The sequence below is a fragment of the Bradyrhizobium yuanmingense genome (assembly GCF_900094575.1).
Lineage (GTDB): Bacteria > Pseudomonadota > Alphaproteobacteria > Rhizobiales > Xanthobacteraceae > Bradyrhizobium > Bradyrhizobium yuanmingense.
The window spans coordinates 575,967-588,270 of record NZ_FMAE01000006.1 but is presented as its reverse complement, the minus strand read 5'-3'; the positions used below and the strand labels follow the sequence as shown (position 1 = coordinate 588,270).

At 65.0% G+C, this 12,304-nt stretch carries 13 protein-coding genes; 5 read left to right on the top strand and 8 right to left on the bottom strand.

Annotated features, from left to right (window positions below; translation table 11 throughout):
* Window positions 1–7: 7 nt before the first annotated feature.
* Complete coding sequence (locus GA0061099_RS24145; RefSeq protein WP_036026187.1) at window positions 8–943, bottom strand: alpha/beta hydrolase; 936 nt, start codon at window positions 941–943, stop codon at window positions 8–10.
* Window positions 944–1,163: 220 nt separating this feature from the next.
* On the opposite strand from GA0061099_RS24145, the gene GA0061099_RS24140 reads away from it, so the two are divergent.
* Complete coding sequence (locus GA0061099_RS24140; RefSeq protein WP_036026190.1) at window positions 1,164–2,051, top strand: branched-chain amino acid aminotransferase; 888 nt, start codon at window positions 1,164–1,166, stop codon at window positions 2,049–2,051.
* Between the two features lie 105 nt (window positions 2,052–2,156).
* On the opposite strand, the gene GA0061099_RS24135 is transcribed toward GA0061099_RS24140, so the two are convergent.
* Both GA0061099_RS24135 and phaR read right to left on the bottom strand, forming a co-directional pair.
* Window positions 2,157–2,678 (bottom strand): class I SAM-dependent methyltransferase, encoded by a 522-nt coding sequence (locus GA0061099_RS24135; RefSeq protein ID WP_225137168.1) that lies wholly within the window; start codon window positions 2,676–2,678, stop codon window positions 2,157–2,159.
* Window positions 2,679–2,815: 137 nt separating this feature from the next.
* Window positions 2,816–3,406, bottom strand: coding sequence for a polyhydroxyalkanoate synthesis repressor PhaR (gene phaR / locus GA0061099_RS24130; RefSeq protein WP_036014750.1), 591 nt, complete (start codon window positions 3,404–3,406; stop codon window positions 2,816–2,818).
* Between the two features lie 313 nt (window positions 3,407–3,719).
* Here phaR and GA0061099_RS24125 point away from each other — a divergent pair, with 313 nt between their 5' ends.
* The 3 genes from GA0061099_RS24125 (at window position 3,720) to yddG (ending at window position 6,879) form a co-directional block, all read left to right on the top strand.
* The gene (locus GA0061099_RS24125) at window positions 3,720–4,898 is read left to right on the top strand and encodes an acetyl-CoA C-acetyltransferase (protein WP_036026194.1); all 1,179 of its coding nucleotides are present in this window, start codon (window positions 3,720–3,722) and stop codon (window positions 4,896–4,898) included.
* Window positions 4,899–5,141: 243 nt separating this feature from the next.
* On the top strand, window positions 5,142–5,867 hold the full coding sequence (gene phbB, locus GA0061099_RS24120) for an acetoacetyl-CoA reductase (protein ID WP_036014745.1): 726 nt from the start codon (window positions 5,142–5,144) through the stop codon (window positions 5,865–5,867).
* Between the two features lie 142 nt (window positions 5,868–6,009).
* The gene (yddG, locus tag GA0061099_RS24115) at window positions 6,010–6,879 is read left to right on the top strand and encodes an aromatic amino acid exporter YddG (protein WP_036014743.1); all 870 of its coding nucleotides are present in this window, start codon (window positions 6,010–6,012) and stop codon (window positions 6,877–6,879) included.
* 11 nt (window positions 6,880–6,890) lie between these two features.
* On the opposite strand, the gene GA0061099_RS24110 is transcribed toward yddG, so the two are convergent.
* Both GA0061099_RS24110 and gloB read right to left on the bottom strand, forming a co-directional pair.
* Window positions 6,891–7,313, bottom strand: a complete 423-nt coding sequence (locus GA0061099_RS24110) for a cupin domain-containing protein (protein ID WP_036014741.1) — start codon at window positions 7,311–7,313, stop codon at window positions 6,891–6,893.
* 37 nt (window positions 7,314–7,350) lie between these two features.
* Window positions 7,351–8,118: a hydroxyacylglutathione hydrolase gene (gene gloB / locus GA0061099_RS24105; RefSeq protein WP_036026196.1), complete on the bottom strand. Its 768-nt coding sequence runs from the start codon at window positions 8,116–8,118 to the stop codon at window positions 7,351–7,353.
* A gap of 108 nt (window positions 8,119–8,226) precedes the next feature.
* Here gloB and GA0061099_RS24100 point away from each other — a divergent pair, with 108 nt between their 5' ends.
* Window positions 8,227–8,973, top strand: a complete 747-nt coding sequence (locus GA0061099_RS24100) for a methyltransferase domain-containing protein (protein WP_036014737.1) — start codon at window positions 8,227–8,229, stop codon at window positions 8,971–8,973.
* 110 nt (window positions 8,974–9,083) lie between these two features.
* On the opposite strand, the gene GA0061099_RS24095 is transcribed toward GA0061099_RS24100, so the two are convergent.
* From GA0061099_RS24095 to prfA, 3 genes are all read right to left on the bottom strand, one after another.
* Window positions 9,084–9,842, bottom strand: a complete 759-nt coding sequence (locus tag GA0061099_RS24095; RefSeq protein ID WP_036042629.1) for a DUF4167 domain-containing protein — start codon at window positions 9,840–9,842, stop codon at window positions 9,084–9,086.
* A 460-nt stretch (window positions 9,843–10,302) separates the two neighbouring features.
* Window positions 10,303–11,184: a peptide chain release factor N(5)-glutamine methyltransferase gene (gene prmC, locus GA0061099_RS24090; protein ID WP_036026207.1), complete on the bottom strand. Its 882-nt coding sequence runs from the start codon at window positions 11,182–11,184 to the stop codon at window positions 10,303–10,305.
* Between the two features lie 3 nt (window positions 11,185–11,187).
* On the bottom strand, window positions 11,188–12,273 hold the full coding sequence (gene prfA / locus GA0061099_RS24085) for a peptide chain release factor 1 (protein WP_036026209.1): 1,086 nt from the start codon (window positions 12,271–12,273) through the stop codon (window positions 11,188–11,190).
* Between the last annotated feature and the right edge of the window lie 31 nt (window positions 12,274–12,304).

Sequence of the window (12,304 nt, the reverse complement as noted above, 5' to 3'; positions counted from 1 at the left end):
GACGCTGTCAGGTCTTCACCGCGCGCCGCACCTGTTCGCCGATTTGCGACAGCACGAGCTGTGCCTGCGGCAGGATTGCGCCCATGGCGTGGAAATTGTGAACCATGCCATCGTGGCAGACATGCTCGACCGCGACCCCCGCGGCGAGCAGCTTGCGGGCATAGGCATTGCCCTCGTCACGCATCGGGTCGTATTCGGCGGTGTGGATGATCGCGGTCGGCAGGCCCGTGAGGCGCGTCGCGCGCAACGGAGAGACGCGGGGATCGGCAGGATCGATGCCATCGGGCAGATAATCGGAAAGATCGGCTTCGATCGTGACGCGATCGATCAGATGGCCCTCGGCAAAGGCCTCGCGCGAAGGCGAGGTCTCCTCGAAATCCAGCACCGGGCAGATCAGGCACTGCGCGGCGATGGAGAGGCCGGCGGTCTGCGCCGCCTCCTGGCACACGATGGCTGCGAGTGTGGCGCCGGCGGAATCGCCGCCGATCACCAGGCGATTGGCGTCGATGCCGAGCGATGCGGCCTCGCGCGCCACCCATTCGGTGGCGGCGATCGCATCTTCGACCGCAGCGGGGAATCGGTGCTCCGGCGCGAGCCGGTAGTCGACCGACACGAGGCGGCAGCCGGTGGCATGCGCCAACGCGGCCGCGATGCGCTCGTGCGTCGCAATGCTGCCGGCGACGAGCCCGCCGCCATGAAAGAACACGAAGCCCGGTGCGGGCGCTTCAGTGCCTGCCGGCGTGTAGAGGCGATAGGGCAGCTCGCCGCCGGGACCGGGCAGCTTACCGTCGGATATCGTCACATCCGGCGCCTCGGCCCGGGCGAACTGCATCAGCTTTGCCAGCGATTGCCGCCGCACCTCCACACTCGGCCGGCTCCGCGCCTGCGGCGCAGCCGCAGCCATCATGGTCAACAAACGCTTTGCGAGCGGATCCAGCGGCATGGATTCTTCCTTCTCCCCTTGTGGGAGAAGGTGGCGCGCAGCGCCGGATGAGGGGTTTTCTCCGCAGGTGAGTTCGCGGATGGATACCCCTCACCCGTCTCGCCGCTACGCGGCGAGCCACCCTCTCCCACAAGGGGAGAGGGTAACTCACCATTTCCCCGCAGCAAATCGTTTAGAAATTGGGACAATAGTGCCGGATCGTTCGAAAAGGAGGCCGGTCATGGCCGAGATCAAGAAGCCCATCGACTACTCGCCGAGCTGGACCTTCTTCGAGGGCAAATGGCACGAGGGCAACGTGCCGATCATGGGGCCGCGCACGCATGCGGCCTGGCTCGGCTCGATCGTGTTCGACGGCGCTCGCGCTTTCGAGGGCGTCGCACCGGATCTCGATCGTCACGTCGCCCGCGCCAATCAATCCGCGATCAGTTTCGGCCTGAAGCCGGTGGTCGATACCGACACCTGGCTGACGCTCGCGAACGAAGGCATCGCGCGCTTTGCCGGAAATGCCGAGCTCTATATCCGTCCGATGTACTGGGCGCAGAACGGAAGCGGCGGCGGCGTGCTGTTCGACCCCGAGACCACCAATTGGTGCCTGTGCATCTACGAAGCGCCGATGCCAAAGCCCGTCGGCAACGCGATCACCTTGTCGCCGTTTCGTAGGCCGACGGCCGAATGCGCGCCGGTCGAAGCCAAGGCCGCCTGCCTCTACCCGAACAATTCGCGCGCACTCGCCGAAGCTGCGTCGCGCGGCTTCCAGAACGCGCTGATGCTCGACATGCTCGGCAACGTCGCCGAGTTCGGCAATTCCAACGTGTTCATGGCCAGGGATGGCGTGGTGTTCACGCCGGTGCCGAACGGCACCTTCCTCAACGGCATCACGCGCCAGCGCGTCATCAGCCTGCTTCGCGCCGACGGCGTCACCGTGGTCGAGAAGACGCTGCGCTACGCCGATTTCCTGACCGCCGACGAGATCTTTTCGACCGGCAATTTCGCCAAGGTCGCGCCCGTGATCCGCATCGACGAGCGCGAGCTGAAGCCGGGCCCGTTCTACGCCAAGGCGCGCAAGCTCTACTGGGACTTTGCGCATGCTGTGAAGATGGCGGCTTGATCCGGAGTCTCTGTCGTCATGCCCGGGCTTGTCCCCGGGGATCCACGTTCTTCGCGTCGCGCGTCAAGACGTGGATGGCCGGGTCAAGCCCGGCCATGACGAGAACTATTTCTGCCGCCGAAACCGGCTGAACTGAAACGCCTGCGTCGAATGCCACGGCGTGTGGTGCGTCTCGCTGCGCGTCTCGACCAGTTTAAATTCCGGCCCGAGCTCCGCTGCAAGGCTGGCGCTGTCATGGCGCTGCACCGGCAGGCCGCTGCATTTCTCGGGACCGTCGGGTGCAAACGTCGCAATGATGACGTGGCCGCCAGGTCTGACCGCCGACCGCAGGCGCTCCACGTAAGCGACCCTGTCGCGCGGGTCAGTCAGGAAGTGAAACGCTGCGCGATCGTGCCAGACATCGTAGGTCCTGGTCGGACGCCACGTCGTGGCATCGGCAACGATCCAGTCGACCGTCGAAGCGGCCGGACCGATGCGCTTCTTCGCCGCCGCGAGCGCATTGGCAGAAAGATCCAGCACGGCGATGTCGCGATAGCCGTCCTGCAACAGCGCATCGACCAGGCGCGATGCGCCGCCGCCGACATCGATGATGGTCGTGTCGCGATCGGAGCCGGCTGCGCGAATCATCGCGAGCGAGATCGCGGGGCTATCCTGATACCAGCTGACCTCGGCCTCGCCCTTGGTGGCGTAGACATGGTCCCAATGGTTGCTTCGGTCAGACGTGGCTCGCCCTCCCGCGTACAGGGGCCGGCGCGAACGAAAGACTATTCGTCCTTCTTCGACATCCGCTCGAGGCGCTCCTGCATTTCCTTCATCTGCTGGCGCAGCTCGTCGATGTTGCTGTCCTTCGGCGCCTCGGCATTCGCATCGGGCTCCGGCTCGGGGCTGGCCGCCGGACGGGGCGCAGCGAACGGCTTGAACATCGAGAAGGTCTGCTGGAACAGCTCCATGTTGCGGCGGACTTGCTCTTCCAACGGAGCAAAAGGAGTGCCGGACAGCGTATTGGCGATCTGCTTGCGGAACTTCTCCTGCTCCTGGGTCAGGGTTGCGATCGACTGCTCCAGATATTTCGGCACCACCATCTGCATGCTGTCGCCATAGAAGCGGATCAGCTGGCGAAGGAAGGTGGTCGGCAACAGGTTCTGGCCGGCCTTGTTCTCCTGCTCGAAGATGATCTGGGCGAGCACGGAGCGGGTGATGTCGTCGCCGGTCTTGGCGTCATAGACCAGGAAGTCTTCGCCGTCCTTGACCATCGCGGCGAGGTCTTCGAGCGTCACATAGGTGCTCGTTCCGGTGTTATAGAGCCGGCGGTTCGCGTATTTCTTGATTGTGGTGGGTTGGTCTGATTTCGCCATGGGCTCTCACTTGCAAACGCGGAGAACGGGAACCTGTCGGGCAATGCCGCAGGGCGGGAAGAGTACGCAACGCAACAAAATAAGCATTTTCAAAGGGCTCACGCTACCGTTTTGTGCGGCACGGTTAATTGCAGAGCAAAATCCTGCTTGCGAAAACGCCAAGAACGCTATTTTTGAATGCGCTGCGGTATGAATTCGGGCCCCGGCCGATTGACATGCCTCAACGACGTTAACAGGATGGCTGACGAGACTGGCGATCGCTTTCCAGCCCGCCTGCCCCCTTCACAAGAACCTCAAGCCCCAGGAGATGCCCATGTCAGACGATGTCGTCATCGTCAGCGCCGCCCGCACCCCGGTCGGAAGCTTCAACGGAGCGTTCGCGACCCTTCCCGCCCATGACCTCGGCGCCGTTGCCATCAAGGCCGCGCTGGAGCGCGCCGGCATCGAGCCCGGCCGGGTCTCCGAAGTGATCATGGGTCAGATCCTGACCGCCGCCCAAGGCCAGAACCCGGCCCGCCAGGCGTCGATCGGCGCCGGCATTCCGGTGGAGAGCCCGGCTTGGGGCGTCAATCAGCTGTGCGGCTCGGGCCTGCGCACGGTTGCGCTCGGCTACCAGGCGCTGCTCAACGGCGATTCCGAGATCGTGGTCGCCGGCGGGCAGGAATCGATGAGCATGGCCCCGCACGCCCAGCATCTGCGCGGCGGCGTGAAGATGGGCGGCCTGGAGCTGGTGGACACCATGATCAAGGACGGCCTGTGGGATGCCTTCAACGGCTACCACATGGGCAACACCGCCGAGAACGTCGCGCGGCAATGGCAGATCACCCGTGCCCAGCAGGACGAGTTCGCCGTGGCCTCGCAGCAGAAGGCCGAGGCGGCGCAGAAGGCCGGCAAGTTCAACGACGAGATCGTCCCCGTCACCATCAAGACCCGCAAGGGCGACGTCGTCGTCAGCGCCGACGAATATCCGCGCCATGGCGCCACGCTCGACGCGATGGCCAAGCTCAAGCCCGCCTTCGAGAAGGATGGCACGGTGACCGCGGGCTCGGCCTCGGGCATCAACGACGGCGCTGCCGCCGTGGTGCTGATGACCGCCAAGCAGGCCGCCAAGGAAGGCAAGAAGCCGCTGGCGCGGATCGTGTCCTGGGCGCAGGCCGGCGTCGATCCGAAGATCATGGGCTCGGGCCCGATCCCGGCCTCGCGCGCCGCGCTGAAGAAGGCCGGCTGGAGCGTCGGCGATCTCGATTTGATCGAGGCCAACGAAGCCTTCGCGGCACAGGCCTGCGCGGTCAACAAGGACCTCGGCTGGGATACCTCCAAGGTCAACGTCAACGGCGGTGCGATCGCGATCGGCCATCCGGTCGGCGCGTCCGGCGCACGCGTGCTGGTGACGCTGCTGCACGAAATGCAGAAGCGCGATTCGAAGAAGGGCTTGGCCACGCTGTGCATCGGCGGCGGCATGGGTATCGCCATGTGTGTGGCGCGCGACTGATCTTACGCGCAGCTGACGGGTGCGCCGCACACGTCAGCGCGTGCGTTGCACGCGACTAAAAAGGCAGCGGTTGCAAATCAAATATTCTTCGCAACCCGACAAGCCTCGACTAAAGAAAAACGCCCGGCTCGATGCCGGGCGTTTTGTTCTTGATGTCCGTCAAACCAACCGCATAATCCGTAGCTAAAAAGCGATCACGTCAGAAAAGTCCGAAGCGTCCAAGGAAGAGGGAAGGAATACGACATGGCACGTGTTGCATTGGTGACGGGTGGTACGCGGGGCATCGGTGCTGCGATCAGCAAGGCGCTGAAGGCCGCCGGCTACAAGGTTGCGGCGAGCTATGCCGGCAACGACGCTGCCGCGGAGAAATTCAAGGCCGAGACCGGCATTGCGGTTTACAAGTGGGACGTCAGCAGTTTCGAGGCCTGCGCCGAGGGCGTGAAGAAGGTCGAGGCCGAGGTCGGCCCGGTCGACGTGCTGGTCAACAATGCCGGCATCACCAAGGACGGTGCCTTCCACAAGATGACGCTTGAGCAGTGGAACGCCGTCATCAACACCAATCTCGGCTCGCTGTTCAACATGTCGCGCCAGGTGATCGAAGGCATGCGCGGGCGCAAGTTCGGTCGCATCATCAACATTTCCTCGATCAACGGCCAGAAGGGGCAGTTCGGACAGGTCAACTACTCCGCAGCGAAAGCCGGCGAGATCGGTTTCACCAAGGCCCTGGCGCTGGAGAACGCCAAGGGCGGCATCACCGTGAATGCGATCTGTCCCGGCTACATCAATACCGAGATGGTGCAGGCAGTGCCGAAGGACGTGCTGGAGAAGGCGATCCTGCCGCTGATTCCGATCGGCCGTCTCGGCGAGCCCGAAGAGATCGCGCGGGCCGTCGTGTTCCTCGCCGCGGATGAGGCCGGCGCCATCACCGGCTCGACGCTGTCGGTCAACGGCGGCCAGTACATGGTGTGATGCGATCGCATCACGCAGGCTGATATTGTCCACATCGTCATGCCCGGGCTTGTCCCGGGCATCCACGGCCTTACAACAGCCGTCGCCACGGAAGAACGTGGATGGCCGGGACAAGCCCGGCCATGACGGAAACATTGGGCCAATGACTCCCCGTACTGCCACGCTGATCGGTCTGACCGCGATCCTGATGTGGTCGCTGCTGTCGGTGATGACGGTGGCGACCGGAAAGATCCCGGCGTTTCAGCTCGCTGCGATGACCTTCGCGATCGGCGGTGTCGTCGGCCTGCTCACCTGGATCGGGCGGAGCGAGGCGGCGAGAAGCTTGCGGCAACCGCTCGCCGTCTGGATCGTCGGCGTCGGCGGCCTGTTTGGCTATCACGCGCTGTATTTCCTCGCGCTGCGCTTCGCCCCGCCGGCCGAAGCCGGCCTTCTGAATTACCTGTGGCCGCTCTTGATCGTGCTGTTCTCGTCCTTCCTGCCGGGCGAGCGGCTGGCGGCGCACCACATCATCGGCGCCGTGCTCGGCCTCGTCGGCACGGTGCTGCTGTTCGCCGGCAACACCAGCGGTTTTGCGCCTGGAGCTGTGCCGGGTCTCATCGCGGCCTTCATCGCGGCGTTCGTCTGGGCGACCTATTCGGTGCTGTCGCGCCGGTTGAAAGCGGTGCCGACCGATGCGGTCGCGGGCTTCTGTCTTGCCACGGCAATATTGGCCGCGCTGATGCATGGCCTGCTTGAAACCACGGTCTGGCCGGAGACCGCGGTGCAATGGCTCTCGGTCATCGCACTCGGCATCGGCCCGGTCGGTGCCGCGTTCTACGCCTGGGACATCGGCATGAAGCGCGGCGACATCCGTGTGCTCGGCGCCGCCTCCTACGCGACGCCATTGCTCTCGACGGGATTCCTCATCGCTGCCGGTTTCGCCAAGGCCAGCGCCAACATCGCCCTTGCTGCGATCCTCATTGCCGGAGGCGGCCTGATCGCGGCCAAGGACATGGTGCTGCGGAAGCGATGATTGGAGCGGAGCTACGGCTCCCAGCCGGGCGGCGCGAGCTCGAAGCCCGCGAACTCGAACGCGGGTGCCACGGTGCACCCGACCAGCGTCCACTCGCCGGTGGTTTCCGCCATCTGCCAGGCCAGCGCAGGCACGATCGCCTGCGGCCGCTCACCGCCGCCGAGGTCGGCGCCGAGCCGCACCTCGTGCTGCGAGCAGCCGTCATGGGCGATGCGCAGCGTCAAGGGGCTGCCGGAATAATAGTGCCACGTCTCCACCGCATCGACGCGATGCCAGTGCGAACGCTCGCCGCGCGCGAGCAGGAAGTAGATCAGCGTCGAGCGCGAACGCCCGTTGGCGTCCGTGCTCTGGTCGCGAAACGTCTCGCGATAATGTCCGCCTTCCGGATGCGGGCGGAGCTCGAGGCGTGCGATGATCTCGGCTGCGGTCGGCATCGATCCTCGTCGGGATGTGTGCTTCAGGACTTGTGCGTCAGGATTTATTCTTGCGCTCGCGCAGCTCGCCGAACACCGCAGCGGGATCCGCGCCCTTCATATGCAGCTTGGCCGCGACCGCCGGCTCATCGGCGCGCAGGAACACGTTGGCGCGCTTCTCCTCGCCGAGCAGCGAGGGAATGGTCGGCTTGTTCTCGGCGCGCAGCTTTGTCACCTCCGCGGCGCGCGCCTGCAGCGCCGCGTTGTCCGGCTCGATGGTGAGCGCGAACTTGACGTTGGACGCCGTGTATTCGTGGCCGCAATAGAGCTTGAAGTCGTCGGGCAGGGCGCGCAGCTTCAGCAGCGAATCCCACATCATCGGATAGGTGCCCTCGAACACGCGGCCGCAGCCGATCGAGAACAGCGTGTCGGCGGCGAACACCGTCTTCTCATTGTCGAACACGTAGGAGATGTGGTCGAGCGTGTGGCCGGGCGTCTCCACGACACGCGCCAGCAGATTGCCGATCTTGACCACGTCGGCATTGGCGACGCGCTGGTCGACGTTGGCGATCTTCGTGGTCTTGTCGTGCGGCGCGACGACGCGGCAATTGTATTTCTGCTTGAGCTCGGCGACCCCGCCGACATGATCGCCATGATGATGGGTGATCAGGATGTCGGTGAGCTGCCAGCCCTCGCGCTCCAGGGCCTTGAGGATCGGGCCGGCCTCCGGCGCGTCGATCGAGGCCGTCGCTTTGGTTTCCAAATCGTGGATCAGATAACCGAAATTGTCGTTTAAACAGTTGAAAGTACGAATTTCGGCGGCCATGTCATCTCCATCGCGCTCAGCCCCGCCAGACAAATATGGCGTTAACGTTGCGCAGGCAATGCAATATTCCGCGCGCAGCGGCGCCCTGGCGCATGTTACATTGCGGTCATGACCATCGACGTCGTCGACCTCCGCGAGTTCTATTCCCGCCGACTCGGCATCGTGGCGCGGCAAATGATCAATCGCGGCATCAGGGAGCGTTGGCCCAGCGCCGAGGGCCAGCGCGTGCTCGGCGTCGGCTATCCCACACCCTATCTGGGGTTGTTCCGCGAGGACGCCGAGCGCTGCCTCGCCTTCATGCCGGCGGCGCAGGGTGTCCTGAAATGGCCGACGGGACGGCCCGCGCTGGCCTCGCTGGTGGATGAGTTCTCGCTGCCGCTTCCCGACGCCGCGGTCGACCGCATTCTCCTGGTGCACGCGCTGGAGATGTCGGACGATCCGGCCGCATTGCTGCGCGAGGTGTGGCGCGTGCTGTCGCCCTCTGGGCGCGTCATCGCCGTGATCCCGAACCGGCGTGGGGTGTGGACCCGCACCGACAGCACGCCGTTCGGCCATGGCCGGCCCTATTCGCGCTCGCAGATCACCGAGCTGTTGCGCCAGACCTGGTTCACGCCGACCGCTTGGGGCGAGGCGCTGTTCATGCCGCCCTATGCCGGCGGCTGGGTGTTGAAATCGGCCCAGATGTGGGAACGTGCCGGTGCGGCGCTGTCACTGCCTTTTGCCGGCGTCCACATCGTGGAGGCGACCAAGCAGGTCTACCGCGCGATCCCCGCCAAGCGCGAGCGGGCGCGGCTGATTCCCTCGCTCGCCAAGCCCGTGCTGGTGCCATCCTCGACGACGGTGACGCGCAGTTAGCTTCACCTCTCCCTTCCGGAGAGGTGGGTCTGTGTCCGGCCAACGCACAGCGTCAAAAGCAAATCGTCCCGGCGAGGCCGGGACGATTCGAGTCGGAAAGTCAGAAGAGCTTACTCGCCGGGGGCGACTTCGTCGCTGGAAGCAACCGGAGCGGCTTCACGCTCCGGGCGCGGGCCATGCGGCCGGCGCCGCCGACGCGGATAGCGCTCGCCGCCACCGCCGCCCTCGAAGCCGCCCTGATTGCCGTTCACCTGCGGCTGCGCGCCGGTGATGAAGGAGGGTAGGCGGTCGACGCCGCCATCGGCGATGACAGGCTGCGGCTGGTTGGCGGGTTGCGGCTGATATTGCGGCTGCGGACGGTGATCGCGTTCGCGGTGCTCGCGCGGCTGCTGATTGTCGCGCTGATAGGGCGGCTGGTTGTCGCGCGGCTGGTGATCACGCTGGTGATGATCGCGTTGGCCGTCGCGGTCGCGCATGAAGGGCTGCGGCTGGGGCTGCGGGACGAAGCCGGGCTCCTGGCCGAAGGCCGAGAAATTCTCACCGTCGTCCTCGCCCTCGTCGCTGCTGGCGATGGGCTCATCGCCGCGCGGCTGCTGGTTCTGACGGAACTGCTCCTGAGCCGCCGCGATCAGGCGGAAATAATGCTCGGCGTGCTGGTAGTAGTTCTCGGCTGCAACGGGATCGCCGGAGGAGCGCGCGTCACGTGCAAGCTGGAGATACTTTTCGGCGATGTGCGAAGCAGTGCCGCGAATCTTGATGTCGGGTCCGTTGGATTCGTAGACCCGGGTCATCGGGTTCTGGCCGCGCCGGTTGTTGTTGTTATTGTTGTTGCGGTTGCGCATCCGCTGCTTGTTCTGACCGTTTCTCATGTCCTGCCTTTAATTCCAGCCCTAAAGGTTGCACGCATTACTGATTGCTAGGAGTGACCTGGTGACAGTGGCTCACATGTCTTGCGCGCACCGCGCAAAAGCGGATCCAACCCTGCCGATGTTCGTCGACCGTCGCGTTCAACAAGACGCGTTCCCCACCCGCCAGCATCCATTGCCAGCGAACCCATTCATTTCGCCTGCCGAAACAAGCCCAGCTTTCTTGCGTAAGTGTTCAAGCGCAATATCAGGCTTTCGTTCACTTGCGGTCGGAGAGAGCAGCGCAGCTCCACTGGCCATCGCGCTCAACAGGACCTGCGGCTTGGAACCTTCAATCAGTAAAGCTCTCGCCCGAGAGCCCGGCTTTCGCCCGTAGGTCTACGGGGCCGGCACCGATGTGTTGACCGGAACGTAGTCGTTCCCACGGGATATTCCAAGTGGTTTTTGCAGGCCAATCCGGCTTTTATGGGGGCATTTTTCGGGCCGAAACGGCCCGCGGAATGCCCGCCAAGTCGGCCTTGGGTGACCTGTCCAGCGATAACGCGGCGGCCCTCATCAAGGTTTCAATATTTTGGGCCTGGCCCTGTCCAGCCTCGACGACCAGGGCGCCGCCGGGGGCGAGCCGCTCGCTCGCCTGCGGGATCAGGGCGCGATAGGCGTCGTATCCATCATTGCCGCCGTCGAGCGCCAGATGCGGGTCGTGCTCGCGCACCTCGACGCTCAATTTCGGAATTTCAGCCGAGGGAATATAGGGCGGATTCGACACGATGAGGTCGAACGGGCCACCGAGCGCCGCGGCGTAGGAACAGGCGACGAAGGCGGCGCGGTCGGCGAGTCCCAGCGCCGCGGCATTGTCCCTGGCGGTCATGAGCGCGTTCTGGCTGAGATCGGTACCGACGCCGAACGCATCGGGGATTTCGTGCAACAGCGCGAGCAGGATCGCGCCCGAGCCGGTGCCGATGTCGGCGATCCGCGGCGGGTGAGATGCCTCCCGCTCGCGGAGAATCTCGAGCGCAAGCTCAACCACGGTCTCGGTATCGGGGCGCGGCACCAGGGTTGCTTCCGACAGGCGGAACGGCAAGCCCCAGAATTCGCGCGTCCCGAGAATGCGCGACACCGGCTCGCCGGCGATGCGGCGCTGTGCATGTTGCGTGAGCCGCGATGCTTCGGCCGCGGTCAGGAGACGGGCCGCCTGCGTGACCAGGCCGGTGAGGTCGAGGCCGAGTGCCGCACTGATCAGGATGCGCGCGTCGAGCTCGGCTTCGTCGAGCCGTGCCGATCTCAGTTGCGCAGCCAGCGCCCGCCGCGCGCTCTCGATGGATTGTCCGGTGAAGGGGTTGCTCACGCCTCAGGCCGCCGCGCCTTGCGCAGCGAGCTGTGCGGCCTGGTGCTCCGTCGTCAGTGCGTCGATCAGTTCGCCGAGCGCTTCACCCGCGATCACCTGCGGCAGCTTGTAGAGCGTGAGGTTGATGCGATGATCGGTGACGCGTCCTTGCGGAAAATTGTAGGTGCGGATGCGCTCGGAGCGGTCGCCGGAGCCGACCTTCTCCTTGCGCTCGGCCGAGCGCGCCGCCTCGACGCGTTGCCGCTCGGCGTCATAGATGCGCGAGCGCAGGATGTTCATGGCGGAGGCGCGATTCTTGTGCTGCGAGCGGCTGTCCTGCATCATCACCACGATGCCGGTCGGGATGTGGGTGATGCGGATCGCCGATTCCGTCTTGTTGACGTGCTGGCCACCGGCGCCCCCTGCGCGCATGGTTTCGATGCGCAGGTCGTCGTTCTTGATGTCCACGTCGACGTCCTCGACCTCGGGCAGCACGGCGACCGTCGCGGCGGAGGTGTGGATGCGCCCCTGCGTCTCGGTGTCGGGCACGCGCTGCACGCGGTGCACGCCGGATTCGAATTTCAGCTTGGAGAATGCGCCGCGGCCCTGGATCTCGGCGATGATTTCCTTGTAGCCGCCGACGGTGCCTTCACTGGCGGAGATCACCTCGACCTTCCAGCCCTGCAAGCTGGCGAAGCGCTCGTACATCCGGAACAGGTCGCCGGCGAACAGCGAAGCCTCGTCGCCGCCGGTGCCGGCGCGGATTTCCAGCACGACGTTGCGGTCGTCCATGGCGTCCTTGGGCAGGAGCGCGACGCGGATCTTCTGGACCAGTTCCTCGATTTTCGGCGCGAGCTCGTCGCGTTCGGCTTCCGCCATGCCGCGCATCTCGGCATCGGTGGCGGCATCGGCGATCAACGCGTCGGTGTCGGCGAGCTCCTTGACGGCGGCGCGATAGGACTTCACCGCCTCGATCAGGGGCGTGAGCTCGGCGAGCTCGCGCGTGATCTGCACGTAACGCTCGGAGGCGAGCTGTCCGAGCGATTCGGCCTCGAGCGAAGCGTGATGCGCGAGCAGGACGTCCAGTTTGGCTTCGGGAAGTGACGACATCGGTTCTGTCTCAAAGTGCGGAAGGAGGCGA